17 protein-coding genes are annotated in these 21202 nt (G+C 59.6%); 13 read left to right on the top strand and 4 right to left on the bottom strand.

Annotation, left to right across the window (positions count from 1 at the left end):
* Positions 1–128: 128 nt before the first annotated feature.
* Entirely contained in the window at positions 129–311 is a 183-nt protein-coding gene (locus CJZ82_RS09020; RefSeq protein WP_233130152.1) for a hypothetical protein, read from the top strand.
* A gap of 19 nt (positions 312–330) precedes the next feature.
* Here CJZ82_RS09020 and CJZ82_RS09015 read toward each other — a convergent pair whose 3' ends face one another.
* A complete protein-coding gene (locus tag CJZ82_RS09015; RefSeq protein WP_094555447.1) occupies positions 331–1107 on the bottom strand; it encodes a response regulator transcription factor in 777 nt (258 codons plus the stop codon).
* 486 nt (positions 1108–1593) lie between these two features.
* On the opposite strand from CJZ82_RS09015, the gene CJZ82_RS09010 reads away from it, so the two are divergent.
* Positions 1594–2163, top strand: a complete 570-nt coding sequence (locus CJZ82_RS09010; protein ID WP_094555446.1) for a hypothetical protein — start codon at positions 1594–1596, stop codon at positions 2161–2163.
* A gap of 31 nt (positions 2164–2194) precedes the next feature.
* Positions 2195–4120: an ATP-dependent helicase gene (locus CJZ82_RS09005; RefSeq protein ID WP_094555445.1), complete on the top strand. Its 1926-nt coding sequence runs from the start codon at positions 2195–2197 to the stop codon at positions 4118–4120.
* A gap of 750 nt (positions 4121–4870) precedes the next feature.
* On the opposite strand, the gene CJZ82_RS09000 is transcribed toward CJZ82_RS09005, so the two are convergent.
* Complete coding sequence (locus CJZ82_RS09000) at positions 4871–5221, bottom strand: MTH1187 family thiamine-binding protein (protein WP_094555548.1); 351 nt, start codon at positions 5219–5221, stop codon at positions 4871–4873.
* Between the two features lie 171 nt (positions 5222–5392).
* On the opposite strand from CJZ82_RS09000, the gene CJZ82_RS08995 reads away from it, so the two are divergent.
* The 4 genes from CJZ82_RS08995 (at position 5393) to CJZ82_RS08980 (ending at position 7890) form a co-directional block, all read left to right on the top strand.
* Positions 5393–5764, top strand: a complete 372-nt coding sequence (locus tag CJZ82_RS08995) for a hypothetical protein (RefSeq protein WP_233130151.1) — start codon at positions 5393–5395, stop codon at positions 5762–5764.
* 107 nt (positions 5765–5871) lie between these two features.
* The gene (locus CJZ82_RS08990) at positions 5872–6747 is read left to right on the top strand and encodes a class I SAM-dependent methyltransferase (RefSeq protein ID WP_094555443.1); all 876 of its coding nucleotides are present in this window, start codon (positions 5872–5874) and stop codon (positions 6745–6747) included.
* A gap of 164 nt (positions 6748–6911) precedes the next feature.
* The gene (locus CJZ82_RS08985; protein WP_233130150.1) at positions 6912–7439 is read left to right on the top strand and encodes a thermonuclease family protein; all 528 of its coding nucleotides are present in this window, start codon (positions 6912–6914) and stop codon (positions 7437–7439) included.
* 79 nt (positions 7440–7518) lie between these two features.
* Positions 7519–7890 carry an AbrB family transcriptional regulator gene (locus CJZ82_RS08980; RefSeq protein WP_094555442.1) on the top strand — a complete coding sequence of 124 codons (372 nt, stop codon included), beginning with the start codon at positions 7519–7521 and terminating at the stop codon, positions 7888–7890.
* 19 nt (positions 7891–7909) lie between these two features.
* Here CJZ82_RS08980 and CJZ82_RS08975 read toward each other — a convergent pair whose 3' ends face one another.
* Positions 7910–8380 (bottom strand): hypothetical protein, encoded by a 471-nt coding sequence (locus tag CJZ82_RS08975; protein ID WP_094555441.1) that lies wholly within the window; start codon positions 8378–8380, stop codon positions 7910–7912.
* A 340-nt stretch (positions 8381–8720) separates the two neighbouring features.
* Positions 8721–9290, bottom strand: coding sequence for a DUF4236 domain-containing protein (locus CJZ82_RS08970; RefSeq protein WP_094555440.1), 570 nt, complete (start codon positions 9288–9290; stop codon positions 8721–8723).
* A 168-nt stretch (positions 9291–9458) separates the two neighbouring features.
* Between CJZ82_RS08970 and CJZ82_RS08965 the strand changes: the two genes are divergently transcribed.
* The 6 genes from CJZ82_RS08965 to CJZ82_RS08935 all read left to right on the top strand — a co-directional run bounded on the left by CJZ82_RS08965 (position 9459) and on the right by CJZ82_RS08935 (position 21072).
* Positions 9459–12974: a helicase-related protein gene (locus CJZ82_RS08965; RefSeq protein ID WP_094555439.1), complete on the top strand. Its 3516-nt coding sequence runs from the start codon at positions 9459–9461 to the stop codon at positions 12972–12974.
* Between the two features lie 65 nt (positions 12975–13039).
* Positions 13040–13312: a plasmid stabilization protein gene (locus CJZ82_RS08960; RefSeq protein ID WP_094555438.1), complete on the top strand. Its 273-nt coding sequence runs from the start codon at positions 13040–13042 to the stop codon at positions 13310–13312.
* Positions 13309–13731 carry a type II toxin-antitoxin system VapC family toxin gene (locus tag CJZ82_RS08955; RefSeq protein ID WP_094555437.1) on the top strand — a complete coding sequence of 141 codons (423 nt, stop codon included), beginning with the start codon at positions 13309–13311 and terminating at the stop codon, positions 13729–13731. The genes CJZ82_RS08960 and CJZ82_RS08955 overlap by 4 nt, the downstream gene beginning before the upstream one ends.
* Positions 13732–13921: 190 nt before the next feature.
* On the top strand, positions 13922–14845 hold the full coding sequence (locus tag CJZ82_RS17805; protein ID WP_143593590.1) for a hypothetical protein: 924 nt from the start codon (positions 13922–13924) through the stop codon (positions 14843–14845).
* Positions 14842–17745, top strand: coding sequence for a DUF1156 domain-containing protein (locus CJZ82_RS08940; RefSeq protein ID WP_094555434.1), 2904 nt, complete (start codon positions 14842–14844; stop codon positions 17743–17745). Before CJZ82_RS17805 ends, CJZ82_RS08940 begins: the two co-directional genes overlap by 4 nt.
* Positions 17746–17760: 15 nt before the next feature.
* Positions 17761–21072 carry a DUF499 domain-containing protein gene (locus tag CJZ82_RS08935; RefSeq protein WP_094555433.1) on the top strand — a complete coding sequence of 1104 codons (3312 nt, stop codon included), beginning with the start codon at positions 17761–17763 and terminating at the stop codon, positions 21070–21072.
* Positions 21073–21202: the final 130 nt, after the last annotated feature.

Raw genomic sequence — 21202 nt, 5'->3', positions numbered from 1 at the left:
TCGGCAGCTTTGGCCGTGCTCAGGAGCTGCTGCGGCAAGGCCACATCTATCTGGACCGCAATGGGGATGGGGGGGTGGCCTGTGAATCGCTTCTCTGATCAGCCTGACCTGTGGGATGGGAGTGGTTAATGATGAACGAGCTAGACCTACGGCTGGCCCGTCTGACGGTGTTGCGCCAGCGCCTGCCTGGACTGGTGCGGGGGATTCAGGAATCTTGGATCACACCCGAGCGGAAGGCTGAGCTGGCAGCCGACTACGAGCAGACTCTTGGTGATGTGCTGGCCCTGGCTGAAGAAGTGGAACCGCGGTGATCGAACGTCCAGGCCAGCCTCATGAACCACGAGCAGAAGCCTTGCTCAGCGCTTCTGAAGCCGAGGCATCCCCCCAGAGGCTGAAGGCCGGGCCGGTGTTCAGAGCAGCTTCCAGTGAAAGGATCCCCAGGGCCACGCCCAGCACGGCGGCATGGGTGCGGTCGCGGGCCTGGAGCTTGCTGATCACATTGCCGACGTGGGTCTTCACCGTTTCCGCGGAGACGTACAGCCGCTCGCCGATGTTTCGGTTCGAGAGCCCGAGCATCACCCCGGTGAGTACCTCGACCTCCCGCTCGGTGAGGCTCTCGAGCTGGGGAGCATCCTCCCTGCGATGGCTTTGCTGCCGCAGGACAGCGGCGGCTTCCTTCGGGTAGTAGACGCCGCCGCCGGCGACGATCCGGAACACGGGTGTGAAGTCTTCTGTCTCGAAGCAGATCGCATCGCAACCGGCCTCCAGCGCCTCGCCGATCACGGCGGTGGACTCCCGGTTGGTGATGAGGATGGTGCGGGTGTCTGGGTGGAACCGTTCGGCCCGCCGCACCAGCGACACACCTGCCCCCTCATGCAGGCTCTCACTCACGAGCAGGAAGTGGGGCCGGTGCTGCAGCACGTGATGGAAGCCCTCCTCCTCGGTGGTGGAAGCCCCCACCACGTGCTCAGTGATCGGGTTGATGCAGATGAAGGCGCCCAGCCACCTGGTGTTGCCGAGGCAGGCCACGATGGTCTTCCCCTCAAGGAGCTTGCCGTACTCATCCAGCAGCGTCGGGATGTTCTGCAGGAGAGGGGTCAGATCCATCCTTGGACCAGGATTTCGCGGATCCTAGGAAAGGAAGCGGCGGAGCGATGAAACCATCCTTGTTCCCACCAAGCTGGCAAGGGCCACAGAAGGTGATTCACTCCCGTTCAGGCCTCCCTAGATATTCAGCCTTGGCATGCAGAAGCGCCATGCAACCTGGTTACAGGTGTTGATAAAGCACTAACGTGTTGGACAGCAACAGTGTTACCACTGATCGGACACGACCTCATAGGGGTATCAATTCGTCCGTCAGAATACCGGTCCCGGATCAGCTTCCATGTCTTCAGACTGCTGGATGTCTAAATCAGCAATCAATGGGTCACTCCGCCGGCAAGACTCAATATCCCCCGAATGGGGGATGTGGCGCAACCGCTTGGCGGAGATGCTTAAGGGGACAACGGCAGTACTGCCTTCACACTTCAGGAGCAACTAATCTGTAGAGACAAGACTCGAATATCTAACGTTCCAATCACCATTCACACTACCGTGAGCATCAACGCCCCTTACAAGATCTCTTCACCTCGCGAGTACCTGACTGATCACGCTTGGAAGGAAGAAGAAGAGTTGTTGTACTACGCCAGGCGCGAATCCTTCATACAGGCAGTCAAGTACTCAACCTGCGGGAAGATGCCATACGGCACCCACAGCCACTTCATCGGCCGTGCGCAGTCAAACGACTGTTGGAAGCCGGCCGGCTGCGCCAACGCTGCTCGCGCCATTGCCAGGCGAGGACATCAGATCCAAGCTGCCAAGAACTTCCACGGGCTTTGGCTGCAAGTTCAGATGGCGCTCACTTCTGGTCCAAATCAGCATATGAGTGCAGCGAGCGCAGCGAAGTCAGTCTGCGTGTTCGACATCGCCCTCTGGATTGGGTCCTACCTGGGGCTTCAGCCTGAGTATGTCTACCTCCATGCAGGCACCCTTGCCGGTGCTGAGAGGCTGCTAGGACGTTCGCTGAAAGGGTGTTCCCATCTACGAATGTCAGAATTGCCGGAGGAGTGGTGGTCCCTACGCCCGTACCACGCAGAGACGGCATTATGCGCCTACAAGTCCTGATAACCATTAGATCTATTCGCAGACTCTAACCATGCAGGATTACAAGGAGGGACTCAATTCGGAGCAGCTGGCAGCGGTCACTTCCTCGTCGCCAAACATCGTGGTTGTCGCTGGAGCTGGTACAGGGAAGACAAAAACGATGGTGGCACGGATTTGCCACCTGTTGGAATGTGGATCAGCACCGGAGCGCATTCTTGCCATTACATTCACGCGCAAGGCAGCCGCAGAACTTGTAGGACGAATCGCCCTTTATGCCGGCAGTGATATTGGCAAGAGGGTCAACGCGTCTACATTTCACTCTTGGTGCTCACGCATCATTGCGAATGATGCCAATGGCTCATACACAATCATTGACCCCGAAGATCAGAAAGACATGATGAGCATGATCCGCGGGAGGAGACCCAAAGATTTTCCTAAGGCCCCTGAAATGCGCTCTATCTATTCCTTCTGCCGAAACTCATCCAAGAAGCTTAGTGATTATATTGATCAGTATCTACCTAAGCACAAGCAGTTGTATGAGCAGATCAAGCAAGTCTTTATTGAGTATCAGGCTGCAAAACGTCGACAAAACCTTCTGGATCTCGATGACGTCTTGGATGTTGTTGCTAAAAATCTAGAAAGCCTAGACGTGGCCAAGGCCATTGGAGCTTCTTATGATTCTATCTTGGTTGACGAGATGCAAGATACAAACCCGCTCCAGTGGAGACTCCTCCAACCTTTGATTGGCCACGTCAATCTCTTCTGTGTAGGCGACGATGCTCAAGCGATCTATGCCTTCCGTGGATCAGACTATCGCTTTATCCACGACTTTACTGAGTTGGTTCCCAATTCCGAGAAGCTTGCCCTGACCCAGAACTATCGTTCTCCCAATGAGTTCTTAGGTATTTCAAACTGGCTTCTTCGCGACAGCTCCATCAACTACGGCAAAGAGCTATGGTCTGAACTCCGCGGAGGGAAGCCGATCATGCGTGTCTTCTCAGATCCGTTTGAAGAAGCTGAGTACATCGCAGAAAAAATTAAGGAGGATCATGGTAGGGGCATACCTTATCGGTGTAATCTTATTCTCTTCCGCTCATCAATCTGGCGAAAAGCCCTTGATTCTGCTTTGATTAAAAGAAAGATACCTGTAGCCTACTATGGCGGCTTCTCATTCCTCCAAGCTCGGCATGTTCGTGACATTGTGTCTACACTTCGGATTCTCCATAACCCGATAGACGAGATTGCCTGGTTGCGATACCTCCAGATCTTCTCAGGAATTGGTGTTGAGAGTGCATCTGAAATGGTGAATATGCTAGGCGCGTCTACAGCTCTTTCTGAGCGGATCAACCTTTTGATGGCTTCGGAATCTAAGTTCAGACGACCAGGATCTGCAATTAAGAAGATATCTCAGCAAATCTCTAGTAATATCGCCAGCCTTATTGGTTACATCGCAGATGTTCTCTCGGATGAGTTTGCACAGCTGTATCGAGACGAATGGGGAAGCCGAAAGTCTGACATTCCAATCCTGCAGACCCTTGCAGAGCGCGAAGAGAGTATTTCGACATTCCTTGAGAGTTATGCTTTAAATCCATTCACTGAAGGATTTAGGAGAGATAACGATCCCAATACCGATCACGTCATCGTATCGACAATACATTCGGCCAAGGGCCTTGAATCTGATATTGTCTATGTCCCCGCCCTACAAGCAGGCCATTACCCACCTTCTTATTCGAAATCAGAAGAAGAGTATGAAGAGGAACGGCGATGCCTCTACGTGGCTTTGACGCGAGCGAAGGTAGAACTTAATCTCTCAAAAGCACTGATCGCTACATATCAGCGGATTCCCAATGGATCTGCCTATTTTCTTCAGGGCATGCCAGAAAGCCTTGTTGACCTCGAGGTAAAGCACACTGAATCGGTAAAAGCTCCTTCTCTCTCAATCAATATTGATGCGAGTTCATATGGAATAGAATTCTAGCTCAACTAAACCGCTTTGGCAGTCGCCGTCATAGCACAAGCCTGTGGCATCAGACATACTTCCGATCGCAATTAATACTCTGTATTTATTCCATTGACTCGCCTGAAATAATGACAACTCCGTATTCCAATGATCTTGAGATAACTGCATCATGGCATTGTCGGCGTCTGATATAAGCCGCTATCAATCACTATTGGAATACAAGTTGAGGTGGGGCGCAGCAAGTCTGGATAGAGACGAACAACTCTTCCTCTGTGGGAGTCGCGGAATTCTGGACCAGGGCCGAGAGGCAAACACATTGGCGAGTCAGCACACCACTGAGAGGTTTCCGCTACAACGCTGCTCACCACACCCTGAAGTTTGTCAATACCACCGAGGAACGTCTGCGCTGCCACACCATCCCATACCGCACCGCACCGCACCGCGTCAAATGCGTGCTGCGCCGTCCCATCGGATACGCGCTCACTATCGGTTGGGGGTCATAGCAGCGACGGCACAGCGGCCATCCATTCCTGACATGACTTGCACCATGGCAGCCATAGTGTCCCAGGATCACTGCCTGCTCCCTGCAGCATTGCGCGGATTAAAGCCAGCCGGTTTGCTTCATGGATGATGAGCTTGCCGGCCTAGCGGAACCTGACTCCGCCATTGACGTTGAAGACCGAATCATCCATCACAACCGGTAGGTTCGTTGCTTCCAGTCCACCCGGCTCAGCCATTCCTTCAACGCCATAGCCTGCTCGGCATTGCTCATGTAGGAGCCTCGCGTCCAGTCCTGCCGCCCGCTATGCGTAGAGGAGCAGACTGGAGAAGCGCCTCGACGCTTGCAACCTTTTCCTCCAGCGTTTGGTCCCTATCGGTACGGATGTTGACCTTCACGGTGGTGAAGATGCGGGGGGCGCCCATGGTGTGCACGGCCGTATGGCAAGCCTCGATGGCTTGGAAGACGGGCGCCCACTCGCCCTCGATCGCGGTGCCGTTGGGGTGCAGCTGGATCTTGAGGCCGGCGTCCAGCAGCACCCGCTCGTAGGCAGCGATGTAGGGGGCCAGGTTGACGCCGACCCCGATCGGTACAACACAGAGATCGACGATCACCTTCATCGACATGCCTCCGGAGGCTTCATTGAGAGGCACTCATCCTCCTGGCCCCTCCTCCGTTCAGGGTTGAGCCGGTGTCCGGCTTCTCCTGCAGAGCCCTGCCCGCTTCGTTGGCCAGGCCTAGCGTTTGGGCCATCCCGCCGGGTGGGCCATGGCCGGGTGAACCGCTGCGCGGTGGGGATCTACCCCGCCCAGCAGCTGCTCGAGTGGGCCAGGCAACTGGATCTGGATCTGGATGTCGATGCAGCCGACGCCAGGGAGCCCTGCCTTTACTTGATCCCCGACTACGACACGGTTGAGGAGGCCGAGGAGATCCTCGAAGAGGTGTACGAGGCGATCTTTGAGGCGGAGCTGGATGTCTGGCACCGTGACACCGGCACCTGGCCTGCGGAACGCACCTATGCCGTGTTCCGCAAGTGGTTTGAGGTGCGTTTCTACCGCCTGATCCAGGACCTGGTGGGCGAGGAACTCACCGCCACCGAGGTGGATGAGGAGTTTCTCGGCAGCATGCGCACGGCGCTGGAGGGGCTAGAGCACAGCCCCTGAGTGGGGTCGGGAGGCAAGGGCGATGGCCCCGGCTGCGGTGGCTGCCCCCGAAGACCGCGCCATGGTGATAACGCCCGGGGGGGGATTTGTTCCAATCATGAGGCTCCATGGATCCTTTTGCCGAGATCAAGGAGACCGTCGCCACCTATTCGGCAAGGAGCGTGGAACAGCGCACTCACTGGTACTCCCCGGCTGCAGCGGCCTATGCCGCCACCCGGCCCCGGTACCCGCAGCAACTGGTGGAGGAGGTGGTGGCTCGATCTGGCTTGACGGCTGCATCCACGCTTCTTGAAGTGGGCTGTGGACCGGGTACGGCCACGGTGTCGTTCGCAGAGCTGGGTTGCCGGATCGTGGCCCTTGAGCCCAATCCGGAGTTCTGCCTGCTGGCTCAGGAGGCCTGTCTGCGGTTCCCGAAAGTGGAGCTGGTGGCGACTTCTCTGGAGGAGTGGGAACCTCGCCAGGAGCGGTTCGATGCCGTGGTGGCGGCCACCTCGTTTCACTGGATCCTGCCGGAGATCGCCTATCCGAAAGCGGCCGGTGCTTTGCGGGAGAACGGCTGGTTGATCCTGCTGTGGAACAAGGAACTGCAGCCATCGAGCCAGACGCATGAGGCCTTGCGAGCGATCTACCGCCGCCATGCCCCTGAGCTGGAGCGCCCCTATGAAGATGCCGACGCTGTGGCAGGGATTCTCGCGGCCTTGGGTCAACTCTTGCTGGAGTCGCCGTTGTTTCACGGCGCCCGGCAGGGTCAATGGCTGGTGGAAAGCCTCCTGACGATCGACGACTACCTCACCCTTCTGACCACCTACTCGCCGTTCCTGGCCCTCAATCCGGCGGTACGGGAAGCTCTCCTGGCTGAGTTGAGACCGGCGCTGGAGAAGTTGCACGGGGAGTCGGTGCCACTGACCCACACCTCGGCGTACGTCATGGCGCAACGGATGTCGACTGGACCGGAGATCGAAGATCAATCTGCAACGCCTTGAAGTGGGCACCCTTGCGGATTCCCCTCCGGCCAGACCGCAACCTGGCCATGGCTCATGGAGTTCTCGTGGCGGCACTGCTGTGGAGTGGGTCGCTGGCGGATAGGGGCCAGGCGGCAGGCGATCGCGCCACGGTTCTCTAGATCGGTGACGGCGACACGATCCGCGTGCAGCAGGGCCAGCAGCGGATCACGGTGCGGCTGGCCTGCATCGATGCGCCCGAGATGGCCCAGGCCCCCCATGGCGCCCAGGCCCGCAGCTACCTGCAGAGCCGCCTGCGGCTGGGCTCCAGCGTGACCATCAGGCCCCAGACAGTGGATCGCTACGGCCGCACCGTGGCCGAGGTGATCAGTGGCGTGAACATCAACCTGGCCCTGGTGGAAGACGGCATGGCCTTTGCCTACCGGAAGTGGCTGGGCCAGTGCGATGCCAAGGAGTACCTGGATGCCGAGTTCCGGGCCTCCCGCAGCCGCTACGGCGTGTGGCAGGTGCCCGGCGGCATCACCCGCCCCTGGGACTTCCGCCGTGGCCGAACAGCAGGGCGATCAGCGAGCGCAACTGGATCGATTCCTGGTGGCCGGAAGTATCGCTGCAAGGAGATCGGCTCTTATCAGCAAGCTCAGGTGCTGTTGCGCCAGGGACACACCTATCTGGACTCCAATGGTGATGGCGAGGCCTGCGAAAGCCTTCGATGAAGGGACGGGCACCCGCACCTTCTTGCTCTGGCAGCGATCTGGCTGGTCGTTAGGGTCCAGCCAACAACGCCTGCGCAACATGGCTCTCACTGGATCTGAACTGCTCGCCAAAGTCAAGGAGCTTGGTGATGCCTCCAAGTCCGATCTGGTGCGAGCCGCCGGCTACCTCAGCACCAAGAAGGACGGCAGCGAGCGGTTGAACTTCACGGCCTTCTATGAGGCGCTGCTGGAGGCCAAGGGCGTCAGCCTCGGAGATGGCGGTGGCAGCGGCAAAGGGAAGGCCGGCCGCAGCTTGAGCTACGTGGCGACAGTGCAGGGCAACGGAAACCTGTTGGTGGGCATGGCCTACACCGGCCTGCTCGATCTCAAGCCTGGCGATGAGTTCGAGATCAAGCTGGGTCGCAAGCAGATCCGGCTGATTCCAGTGGGTGCGGCCGACGAAGAGGAGTGAGCCGGGTGGCAGCGAGGCCTCACCCAGGTCGATGAAACGGCTCGCATGACACCAGGAAGCCGGTGACATGGTCGGGCCACTGGGCCAGCGCCAACAATTCCCGGGGCTCGCGGGCAAACCCCTTCTGGGAGAGGGCGGTGAACTCGGCCAGGTTGTCATGGGAGACCAGGGGCTTGCCCCGCTTGGCTGCTTCGCAGGCGTCGACGAACTCCTGCCCCTGTTCAGCCAGGCACTGGACGTAGGCCTCATCAAAGCTCACTCCTTGATCCTGCAACCGCACGAATTCATCGAGCTCGGGGGGGAGGTGCTCCAGCCAGAGGGGAAGACTCCTCACCGGCCCGATGGTGACGGCACCGCTGTGGAGGTGCATCAGCACCACGGTGGCCTCCAGGGTCCAACTGGGCTGGGCCAGCAGCTTGTCGGCGGCGATCACCATCGATTCCCGGTAGTCCTCGACCAGGGTCTGGTGGACATCGCTCAGGTTCTCCATGGGTCAAGGGGACTGCACAACAAAGCCCGGTGACGAGGCCACCGGGCTCTGAAGCAGTTTGGTTGGTTGGGGCGGAGCTGCTGACGCTGGCACCTGGGGCCAGTTGACAAGTGGGACCTCCCGTTGGGTCCGGGGCACCTGAGGCAGAGCCATTAACGGTGCAATGGACGGCGACAACGTCACACGCCGGGGAGGTCAGTGATCCGTCGAGAGTGTTGGAGCAGGGACCGGATCGTCAGCTCGCTCCTGACACCTGACCCGGGGGAGTGTCATCCATCGAAGGGCCTCCGAAACCTATGCATCAACGATCGGATGGCCTGCTGGCCAGGGCAATAGGGGTTTATGCCTGAGACAGCCAGCCCCGGATCCGGGCCAGCCGGCCTGCTTCCTGGACCGCCTCGACGCAGCGCTTGGCCCTGCGCTTCAAGTCGTCTTGGCCCTGGGCCCGCAGCAGGTAGGCCTCCATCGTCTCGGGCGTTTCGATTACCGCCAGCTGCCCGTAGATGCGATCACCGATGGAGGGATCGTTCAGCAGGCGGCTTACCAGGCTCAGCTCCCAGAGTTGCGCTCCGCAGCCGCCGGGTTGGAACAGCTGCTGGTGCAGCACGTTCAGGCAGCTCGCCTTGAGCGCGTCTAGTTGACCGGGCCTGAGGCGGCGACTATTAGGCAGGTCTTCTGCGGGGCCAGCGGGGATGGCTGCGCGACGACCGATGGGCTCGCCTCCCTGCTCGACGCTCCAGCTCAGACCGGTGCCGGGCAGCCCCACCGTGGTGCGGGCGCCGCCAGAGCGAGCCACCGGGATGTTGAAGGAGGCCCCACGGCCACCGACAGAGATCGAGCTGAGGCCAGATTTGGCGAAGTTGAAGCGCAGCGGGCCCAGACGGGTGCTGCGGCGGAAGCGGAAGGACATGGGGTTCGGATTCTGCTTCCGAAGGGAAATTCTCTAGATGTGTGCATGTTGGCCCCACCGGTACACACGCCTTGGCACACTGCCCGCTAGAGGTGTCTCTCCTGTCATGCCGATCACAGCCCATGCCCATGAGGGCTGCTGGATCGGTCGGCCGGAAGTCGAGGCTTCATGACAGCACGACTGGAGGATCTCAAGCCCGACGCCCAGGTCACGGGCCTGGTGGGCCGCGAGGCGGTGCGGATCGTCAACACCCAGATGATGGGCGAGGCGTGTCAGGTCTTCTATCGCGACGGCCAGGGCAACCTCCACTCCCAGATCGTCTTCCGCGACAAGGAGGCCGATCTTGAGCTGGTCTCCAGCGGCCGCCGTTGGAGCTTTGAGGGCGATGGCGACAAGTTCCGGCTGGTGAGCGAGGCCGAGCGGATCCGCATGGCCTGGCTCTTCGACCCCTATCTAGCGGTGAGCAGCAGCACGATCGACCCGCTGCCCCACCAGATCAGTGCGGTGTACGAGCACATGCTGCCCAGGCAGCCGATGCGCTACCTGCTGGCCGATGACCCGGGCGCCGGCAAGACGATCATGGCCGGGCTCCTGATCAAGGAGCTGCTGATCCGGGGCGAGCTTGAGCGCTGCCTGATCGTGGCGCCGGGCTCACTCACCGAGCAATGGCAGGACGAGCTCAAGGAGAAGTTCGATCTGCAGTTCGAGCTACTAACCCGTGACCTGATCAACGCCACTGGGCTTGGCAATCCGTTTGCCGAGAAGCCGCTGCTGATCGCCCGGATGGACATGCTCTCCCGAGACGAGGAGCTGCAGAGCCGGCTGGAGCAGGCACCGGAGTGGGATCTGCTGGTGTGCGACGAGTCGCACCGCATGAGCGCCCACTACTTCGGCAGCGAGCTCAAGACCACCAAGCGCTATGCGATGGGCCGGCGGGTGGGGAACCATGCCCGCAACCTGCTGCTGATGACGGCCACGCCGCACAACGGCAAGGAGGAGGACTTCCAGCTGTTCATGGCCCTGCTGGATGAGGATCGCTTCGCGGGACAGGAGAAAGACGCGGTGCACCGCAGCGATCCGACGGATCTGATGCGGCGGCTGGTGAAGGAAGATCTCTACACCTTTGAAGGCAAGAAGCTGTTTCCTGAGCGGCGCAGCTACACGGCTCAGTACGAGCTCAGCCCGAGCGAAAAGGTGCTCTACGAGCGCGTCACGGAGTACGTGCGCGACGAGATGAACCGAGCCGAGCGCAATGCCAACGCCGAAGGTGGCGGCAAGCGCCGCGTGAACGTGGGCTTTGCGTTGATGACCCTGCAGCGACGGCTGGCGAGCTCACCGTTTGCGATCCACCGCTCGATCGAGCGCAGGCGTGAGCGGCTGGAGGCTCGGCTCAAGGAGGAGCGTCTGCTGCTGCAGGGCCGGCAGGCGGGTGAGCAGCTGCAGCTGGATCGCAAGCTGGGCAACCTCGATCTCGACGACATCGAGAACCTCTACGAAGAGGACACGGCCGCCGAGATCGAGGAAACCGAGAACGCCTTCATCGACAACGCCACCTCGGCCCAGACCCTGGCGGAGCTGGAGCTCGAGATCCAGACCCTCAAGGAGCTGGAAGTGCTCAGCAAGAAGGTGGTCAACTCAGGCACTGATGCCAAGTGGCAGCAGCTCGACCGGATCCTCGATGACCCGTTGATGGTGGATGAGAACGGCGGGCGGCGAAAGCTGGTGTTGTTCACCGAGTTCAAGGACACCCTGACCGATCTGGCGCGCAAGATCCGCAACCGCCTCGGCCGCGACGAAGCGGTGGTGGAGATCCATGGCGGCGTGCCGCGGGACCGCAGACGGCAGGTGGTGCACGCCTTCATGAATGACCCCCAGGTGGTGGTGCTGCTGGCCAACGACGCCGCCGGCGAGGGCGTGAACCTGCAGCGGGCGCACCTGATGGTGAACTACGACCTGCCCTGGAACCCCAACCGGCTGGAGCAGCGCTTTGGGCGCATCCACCGGATCGGCCAGCAGGAGGTCTGCCACCTCTGGAATCTGCTGGCCCAGGACACCCGCGAAGGGGAGGTCTACATCCAGCTGCTGGAGAAGCTCGACAACGCCCGCAAGGCTCTGGGCGACAAGGTGTTCGACGTGCTCGGGCAGCTGTTCACCGGCCGTTCGTTGCGGGAGCTGCTGATGGATGCGGTGCTCTACAACGCCGATCCCGCCGTGAAGGCGCGGATGCAGGAGATCGATGAAGCGGTGAACTCCGACCACCTGCTGGAGTTGCTGGAGCGCCGCGCCCTGGTCAAGCAGGGCATGGACACCAGCAAGGTGCGGGACCTGCGGCAGCAGATGGAGCGGGCGATGGCGCGTCGCATTCACCCCCACTACGTGCACGACTTTTTCCTGGAGGCCTTCCGGCGGCTGGGCGGCAAAGCCTTTCCACGGGAGGAAGGCCGCTATGAGATCACCCATGTGTCGCCGCAGCTGCTGGATCGCGACCAGCAGATTGGCGTGGGTGTGCCGGTGCAGCAGCGCTACGAGCGCATCTGCTTTGAGAAGGAGCACGTGGGCCAAAGCCCAAGGGCTGAGCTGGTGAGCCCGGGCCACCCCTTGCTGGAAGCCTGCCTCTCATTGATCTGGGAGCGCTACGGCGAGGTGCTGGGCCAGGGGGCGGTGCTGATCGACGACAACGATCCCGGCGCTGAGCTGCGGCTGATGTTCTGCCTGGAGCACGGGCTGCAGGACGGCCGCAAGGACCGCCATGGGCAGCAGCAGCTGATCTCCAACCGGCTGCAGTTCCTGGAGATCTCCCGCACCGGCGGTGTGAAAACCGCCGGCTCAGCGCCTTACCTGGATTACCGGCCGCTGCGGGAGGGTGAGCAGGAGCTGATCCAACCTCTGCTGGCCGATGACTGGCTGAACCAGGACTGGGACCAGCTGGTGCTGGCCCAGGCGATGCAGACGCTGGTGCCGGAGCACCTTGAGGAGATCAGGCGTGAGCGGCTGGAGCGCATCGAGAAGGCAAGGCAGGAGATCCAGGCCCGGCTGCAGCGGCAGATCAATCACTGGATCCGCCAGTACGAGGAGCTCAAGCACAAAGATTCCGCTGGCAAGAAAACCCGTCTGCCGGCCCAGGTCGCCAAGGAGCGGGCGGAGCTGCTGGTGAACCGGCTGGGCAAACGCATGGCGGCCCTGGATGCGGAAGCCCAGATCAGCGCCCGAGTGCCGTTGATCAAGGGTGGAGCCTTGATCGTGCCGGCGGGCCTGCTGCGTCAGATCCGGGGAGAAACCCCCAATGCCAGCGTCGATGCAGAAGCCAAGAAGCGGGTGGATCTGCTGGCGATGGCAGCGGTGTTTGCCGCTGAGCGGGCTCTCGGCCGCATCCCGATCGACAGGAGTGAGCAGCGCGGCATCGGCTACGACATCGAGTCGGCGGGCCCCGACGGCAGCTTGGTGTTCATCGAGGTGAAGGGCCGGGTGGAGGGGGCCGACTCGGTGACCGTCACCACCACAGAGCTCAAGTGCGGCAACAACAGGCCGGAGAGCTTCCGGCTGGCGATCAGCACCATCTCCGGTGATCGCGCCTCACCACCGCGGTACGTGAGCGGGGTCGACTGGGGCCGCCCCGGCTTTGGTTCCACGGGCCAGAACTTCTCCCTGGCTCAACTGCTCTCCGTTGCCGTGGGGCCCCATTGAGCATGGACCGCACCCCCACCCCTAGGCTTGCAAGCACTGCTTGCACTGCTAGCGGAGGAACCGCCGTGGCCACCCTCACCATCCGCAATCTCGACGACGCCACCAAGGCACAGCTGCGGCTCCAGGCGGCCCGCCATGGCCGCTCCATGGAGGAGGAGGTGCGCACGATCCTCCGTGATGCCGTCTCCGGCGGCAGCACCAGCACCGCATCCACTAGAGGCCTCGGCAGCCGCATCCACGACCATTTCGCTCACCTAGGGGGTGTGGAGCTGGCAGTTCCCGAGCGCACCTCCCTGCCCCAACCCGCTGGCTTCGGTGGAGGGGAGGCAGCGACGTGATCGTGCTCGACACCAACGTGATCTCGGAACTGATGCGGCCGCAACCGGAGCCCCGGGTGCTGGCCTGGGCCGACGGCCTGGATCCAGACGCGGTGGCGATCACGACCATGAACGAGGCCGAGATCCTGCATGGCATCGCCCGCCTGGGCGATGGACGCCGCAAGCAGGCCCTGCGGCAGAGCTGGGAGGGTCTGATCACCGAGCTGTTTGCCGGGCGGGTGTGGGGCTTCAGCAGCGAAGCGGCTCACTGGTACGGCGAGCTGCTGAGCCGCCGTGAGCGCCTGGGCCGGCCCATGGCCACCGCCGATGCCGTCGTGGCCGCCACCACGCTGGCCCAGGGCGCCCAGCTGGCCACGCGCGATGACGCCGACTTCGCCGATGTCGGCCTGGAGCTGATCAACCCTTGGAACGCCCGATGACCAGCGACCACCCCATGCATCACCGCAAGAAGCTTGTCGAAGTCGCCATCCCGCTGGAGGTGAACCCTGCTGCCCTGAGCGCACCTCTGGAGGGCTTGCCTGGGATTAAGCCTTGGCTGCCTTGCACGACCGCGAGCCCCATGACTTGGGGCGGTCAGAACTGGCTGGGACCAGTGGACCGGGTGCCTTCATGACGGAACAACGAGCCCTGGGCAACCTGCTCCTGGAGTGGGAATTGCCGATCAAGCGCTGCATGAATGCTCGATTACTTGCTGTTGATGAAAACAGATTGCTACTGGCGAACGATGAGCCAGGCTGCTATCTGCTCGATGTTGAGCAGCAAACTTGCATAGCTCAACCCTGGAAGAGACCCGACTGGGCCAGCAGGCACGATGTTTCACCCTACCCCTATTCACTATCTGTCTCGCGATCAACGGAGCATTCGCGCCGGGTCGCCGCCGCAGGTGGCGGCGCCTTCTTTGTTCACTGGGACCTGGATAACGGCCAAGAGAAGATTGTTGAAACAGAGTCAGCCGTGCAGTCTGTCTCTGTCAGCCATGACGGATCCTTGATCGCCTGTGGGTTGGGACAGTACCCACTTGGCCCATCAGACGTTCAAGCACAGGTCGAACTACGGAACCCGTTCAATGGATCGTTGGTGAAACAAAGAACGCTGCTCGGCGTTGCCACTTCTGCCGTGCAGTGGCTGGATGGCAATGAGGATCGCGTCTATCATCCCGACGCCAATCCAGGCAATGGTGAAGTGATTGTGGCAACAACCTGCATGCGAAGCCAAGATCGAGGCCACTTATGGCTTCTCGATGCCGCCAACTTATCAATCTTGGAGGTGCTTGATCTCGACTATGGACCCTTGCATGAAACGCTGAGGGTTTGGCCGGATGAGGGCTGGATAGAGACAGGAAGAAGTAAGAAGAAGGCGATCGATGCCTTTGATCTTCATGGCGGGGAAGAGTACGACACCGACGATCTAGGCGGCACCCTCTGCACCAGTGCACGGCTACAGAAGGCTGAACTGCCAGCTGGAAGAGTCGCCGTGCTTGTTCCAGGGGACTCGGGTGCTGTGGTCTTGAAACTGCACGAGTGCCTTCGATGACAGCAAAGACCATGACCTGCGACCACCCCGTCAAACGCCGCAAGAAGCTGATCGAGGTGGCCATCCCTCTGGAGGCGATTAATTGCGAATCTGTGCGTGAAAGCTATATCTACAAGGGCAATCCATCATCAGTTCACAAGTGGTGGGCCCAACGCCCTTTCGCCGCTTCAAGGGCCGTTCTTTTTGCTCAACTTGTAGACGACCCTTCAAATCGAGTCGAAGATTTTGCAACGGAACAACTGCAAGATGCAGAACGCAATAGGCTCTTTGAAATCATCCAAAGATTAGTCGTTTGGGAAAACATCCATGACGATAATCTTTATACGGAGGCGTCAAAGGAAATTCGCGGCTCATTTGCCCGCTTCTGTCAAGATAACCCTGGCTTGGGCCTCGATGCAGCGAGCCTGCCGACATTTCTAGATCCTTTCTCAGGAGGAGGCACAATACCAGTAGAAGCTCAAAGACTTGGATTTAAAGTACAAGCAAGAGACCTGAATCCGATACCTGTCCTAATTTCAAAGGCTCTGATCGATCTTCCGCACCGGCTGGCTAGCATTTCTCCAGTAGGTGAATACAATCAGTTCAGCGACTCCTTGACTCAAAAGGGTGATCTTTCAGCGCTTCAAAAGGATATCCTTTATTATCGGGATAGAGTAATGGAGGAGCTTAAGGAGACCAGAGATGCTCTGTATCCAGAGTTGATAATTGAAGAATCAATGCTTCCAACTGGGAACGAAAGCTGGGCACATTATCAGTTTGTCCCTGGGCAGGTAGTGCGTCCTTTCGCTTTTTTGTGGGCCAGAACAGTGCCTTCGCCAAATCCTGGTTACTCACATAAACAGATACCGCTATTGTCGACATTCACACTTTCTTCCAAGAAAGATAAAGAGGCATGGATTGATATAGTTATTGCCAATGGCGACTTGAATTATGATATCGTTTTGGGGAGGCCGGTTGACACCCAGGGATGCAAGACCGGACTGAAGTTAAAGAGAGGCGGCAACTTTAGATGCCCACTTTCGGGAGATATTGTCACCGATAAGTATGTCAAAGATCAAGGAATGAAGGGACTGATTGGCTTGCAGCTTTTAGCGATTGTTGTTCAAAATGGGCGAAATAGATGTTATCTAAAGCCGTCTCGGCAATGCCAAGAAATTGCATTCTCAGTGGGCAGAGCCTGGGACATAGAAACGGCCATTCCGAACGACAAACGGTCAATGTTTACTCCGCTTTACGGCTTGAATACATTTGGCTCTCTCTATACTGATAGGCAGCTCAAGGGGCTAAAAAGCATAGCTGATAAAATCATTAAAATTAAAGATACGATAAAAAGAGACGCCAAAAAGAAGCTTAAGCTCAGATGTGACGCTGATGAGATTTCGAGTGAGTACGCAGGGCTGATAACGACTTACCTGGCCTTCGCATTATCAAAATGCGCTGATTATAACTGTTCACTTGTTACATGGTACACAAGGGAGGATAGGCCAAGTCATCTATTTACAATGCAAACTATACCCATGGTATGGGACTTTGTTGAGCTGAACATCTTCTCTGAGATAGGAGGATCTTTTGCAAAGTCTGTTGAGATTGTCGCTAGTTCACTTTCTGGACTTCCTGTTAACGTAGAGCCTGGTGAAGCATTTCAGCAATCGGCTCAGGCGTTGGCCACGGAATCTTCTTCTAATCAATTTATCATTTCAACAGATCCTCCGTACTATGACAATATAGGCTACTCTGACCTATCGGAATTCTTTTATGTGTGGATTAGGTACATACTAAGGGACTCATATCCCGATCTCTTGGCAACTATTACCACGCCAAAGCACGAAGAGCTGGTCGCTAATCCCTATAGACAGATTGGCAAAATGGAGGCTGAAAAGTTTTTTCTTGATGGAATGGCCAAGGCTTTATCAGGTGCGGCAGAGATTTCACATCCATGGGCGCCTATCACTATTTATTATGCTTTCAAGCAGTCGGAGGTTAAAAAAGGCGAGGGAGCAGCAATTACTGGATGGCAGATCTTTCTTGATGCCCTTGTGAAAAGTGGATTGAAGATACTCGGCACTTGGCCGCTACACACTGAGCGCAAATCAAGATCTATTGGCCAGAATGTAAATGCCCTTGCTTCAAGCATCGTGCTCGTATGCGAGAGAAGAAGCAACGATGCCCTGTCCCTTTCTCGATCTGAATTCAGGCGAGAGCTGAGGTCAGCCCTGCCCGAGGCTATAAAAAGGCTGGAGTCGGCCAATATAGCCCCAGTAGATGTTCGCCAGGCGGTAATAGGCCCCGGCATGTCTATTTATAGTCAGTGCAGAAGCGTTTTGAATGCTGATGATAGTCTAATGAGCACTCGCGAGGCTTTGCAGGAGATCCAGAGCGTACTGGATGAATGCCTAACAAAAGAGGATGGTCTGCTTGATAGCGATACGAAGTTTGCTCTCACATTTTTTGAGAGTTTTGGATATGACGAGAGGCCCTATGGGGACGCCGAGGGTTTAGCCCTCGCTCTTAACGTATCAGTAGAAGGAGTTTCAAAGTCTGGAATATTAAATGCGTCGGCGGGAAAGGTTCAGCTACTGCGTCGAAGTCAGCTTCCTGCTTCATGGGATCCCTCAGGTGATGCCAGATTGTGTATTTGGGAGGCAACTCAATACCTTATCAAGCGTTTGGATGAGGGAGAAGCAGCAGCATCTGCTCTCATCAACCAATTGGATGCTGTTCGTGGTCATGGAGATCTCGCCTCCAGTTGCCGTTCCCTGGCTTATCGCCTCTATAACCACTGCGAGAAGACCAAGCAGGCAGAGGAAGCTCGTGCCTACAACGGCCTCGTGATCGCCTGGCCCGAACTCGAAAAGCTGGCGGCCGTCGCGGCCAGTCCTGTTCAGCCCTCCCTGCTCTAACCCCCACCCCGTTCCATGGCCCTCTCCAACAGTGAGCGCGTCGGCAAGGCGCTGAATGAACTCCGCGATGGGCTGCTCCCCTACATCAGCCGCGAGCTTTACGACAAGCTCGGTCCCAGCTGGCAGGAACGCCTTGATCCCGGCGCCAACCTCAAGGACGTTTCCGTGCTCCTCGGTCTGTTCATGGAGCATTGGAGTGGGGTCTTCAAGCAGCTGCTGAGCCAGGAGGATCGGGCCTATGTGAGTGAGCTCAAGGTGGCCCGCAACAAGTGGGCCCATTCCGAACCGATCACCTCAGACGACACCGACCGCTACCTCGACACCGCCGTTCGTCTCTGCCGCAGCATCAACGCCGTGCAGCAGGCGGAAGCCATCCGCGACCTGCGCTCAGAGCTCCAGCAAGTGGTGTTCACTGAGCGCGCCCGCAACAAGATCCGTTACAAGACCACCACCGAAAACCAGGTCAAAGCCGGCCTGCTGCCCTGGCGGGAAGTGATCACCCCGCACCCCGATGTGATCACCGGTCGCTACCAGCAGGCCGAGTTCGCCGCCGACCTCGACCAGGTGCGCCAGGGCAAGGGAAGTTCGGAATACACCGATCCGGCGGAGTTCTTCCGCCGCACCTACATCACCGGTGGGCTCAAGGATCTGCTGCGCATCGCCTTGCGTCGCCTCAACGGCCAGGACGCTGACCCTGTGATCGAGCTGCAGACCAACTTCGGTGGCGGCAAGACCCACTCAATGCTGGCGCTCTATCACCTCTGCTCCGGCACCCCCCTCAACCTCCTCTCCGGCCTCGAGGAGGTCTGCGCCGAGGTGGGAATCAAAAGCGTCCCCAAGGCCAACACCGCCGTGCTGGTGGGCACGGCCTTCAGCGCAGCAGAGCCCACCACAAAAGCCGACGGCACCGTGGTGAACACCCTCTGGGGCGAGCTGGCCTATCAGCTGGGTGGACCTGAGGGCTACGCCATCTTGGCCAACAGCGACCGCGAGCGCGTCTCCCCCGGTGCCCGCGACCTCGCCGAGCTCTTCCGCCAGAGCGCCCCCTGCCTCGTGCTGATCGACGAGTGGGTGGCCTATGCCCGCAACCTGTTCGGCAAGGCCGATCTGCCTGCAGGCACCTACGACTCCCAGATCTCCTTCGCGCAGGCACTCACCGAAGCCGCCAAGCAGGTGCCCAATGCCCTGCTGCTGATCTCCGTGCCCCAGAGCACCAACGAGATCGGGGGCTCTAATGGCGAAAAGGCCCTGGAGGGTTTACGCAATGTGCTGCAGCGCATTGCGACGGAATGGCGCCCTGCCAGTCCAAACGAAGGTTTCGAGATCGTGCGTCGGCGCTTGTTTGAGCCGATCCCCACCGATCAGGCCGGGGCCCACCGCGATGCCGTGGTGCGCTCCTTCAAGGAGATGTACGCGCTCAACAAGAACGAGTTTCCCGCCGAAACCCGCGAGGCCGACTACGGAGACAAGTTGACGGCCTCCTACCCCATTCACCCCGAACTCTTCCAGCGCCTCTACGACGACTGGAGCACATTGCCCAACTTCCAGCGCACCCGTGGCGTGCTGCGCCTGCTTGCCAAGACCATCGAAGATCTTTGGGAAGGCGGCAGCAAGGATGTGATGATCATGCCGTCCTCGATGCCGCTGGATGACATCAAGGTCAAGAACGAGCTGCTGCGCTATCTGCCAAACGAGTGGGAGCCGATCATTTCCCAGGACGTCGACGGCGAAGGCTCAATCCCCGTTCGTATCGATGCCGCCAACAGCAACCTGGGCCGACTCAGCGCCTGCAAGCGGGTGGCCCGCAGCATCTACATGGGCACCGCCCCTGGCTCCGGTGCGGCCAAGCCCGGCATTGGCGACCAGCGCATCAAGCTCGCCTGCGCCATGCCCGGTGAAGCCCCGGCCGTGTTTGGCGACGCCCTTAGGCGCCTCGGTGACCAGGCCCGCTTCCTCAACCAGGACGGCGACCGCTACTGGCTCGATACCAAGCCCAACCTCAACCGCACCGCCGACGAGCACAAGCAGAGCTTCCTCAACGACCGCGCCAGCCTGCTGGTGGAGCTCAACCAGAAGCTCGATCGCGAGGGCAAGACCCGCGGTGCGTTTGCCGGGCTGCACCTCGCCCCGCCCAATAGCGCGGCCGTGCCCGATGAACCGGCTACCCGCCTGGTGGTGGTGCCCTCCCAGTACCCCCACAAAAAGGGTGGAGACAGTGCTGCCCTCACCTGGGCGCGGGAGGTGCTCGCCTCGCGTGGCTCCAGTCCGCGCCAGTACCCCAACACCCTGGTGTTCCTCGCGGCCGATGAGCGGGCTTTGGAGGATCTTGTGGACGCTTACGCCTCCCAGAAGGCGTGGCAGCGCATCACCGACAACCGTGAGGAGCTCGATCTCACGCTCAGCCAGGTGAACCTGGCCGCCAAGCGCATCAAGGACGCCACCGATGCGATTGACGTTCGCATTCCGGAGACGTGGTGTCATCTGCTGCTCCCCCACCAGGCCCAGCCCGGCAACCAGGGCCCGTCGTGGGATGAGTTCCGCCTCACCGGCGGTGAACCACGCCTCGCTGATCGGGTCTCAAAAAAGTGCACGGAAGAGGAGGCCATCTACGTGGAGATCGGTGCCAGCCGCCTCCGCCGCAACCTCGACAACTACCTCTGGCCGAACCGTGATTCGGTCAGCGTGCAGGAGCTGGTGGATTGGTGCCACAAGTACCTCTACCTGCCTCGGGTCAGCAGCGACGCCGTGCTCCTCAACGGCCTCACCAATGCCCAGGCCGCCCTGCAGGGCGATGCCACCTTCCACCTGGCCGACGGCTTCGACGAGGCCAGCGGCCGCTACCTCGGCCTCAAGCCCCAGGGCCAGTTCCAGAGCGCCGCCACCATGCGCATGATGATCGTCAAAGACGAGGTGGCCAAGAAGCAGCTGGCAGAAGATGCTGCTGCAGCACCACCTCCCGCCAGCACTGGTTCTGCAACTGGTACCGGTGAGCCACCCGCGCCAGGGGCCAGCTCCTACGCGCCCGAGAAACCGGGCCCGGGATTGAGCTTCGGCCCTGGCCGTGACATCACAGAAGCCACCCCGGCGACGCCCCAGCAGCGCACCACCTTCACCGGCTCCCTCAAGCTCGATCCCGTGCGGGCCGGGCTGCAGATGGGCCAGTTCCTGGAGGAGGTGATGAGCCACCTGCAGGCCCTGCCCGGGGCTGAGGTGAAACTGTCCGTGGAGGTGCACGTCAAGGCACCCAACGGCATCGACGACCAGACCTCCCGCATCGTGCTGGAGAACGCCACGGCCTTGAAGATCGACAACCCGCAGATCTACTGACGATCCCAAATCCCAGATCGAATTATTCATGCCAAACTCAACAGGGATATTTGCCATGGACCGCGGCGACATCCGAGTACTACCGCATGTAAGCCTACCTACCCGTTGCGATGCTTCACTTGCGCTTACC

This window comes from Synechococcus sp. 1G10, assembly GCF_002252625.1.
Taxonomy (GTDB): domain Bacteria; phylum Cyanobacteriota; class Cyanobacteriia; order PCC-6307; family Cyanobiaceae; genus Regnicoccus_A.
The sequence above is the reverse complement of the archived record's forward strand: the minus strand, read 5'-3'. Positions and strand labels throughout refer to the sequence as shown.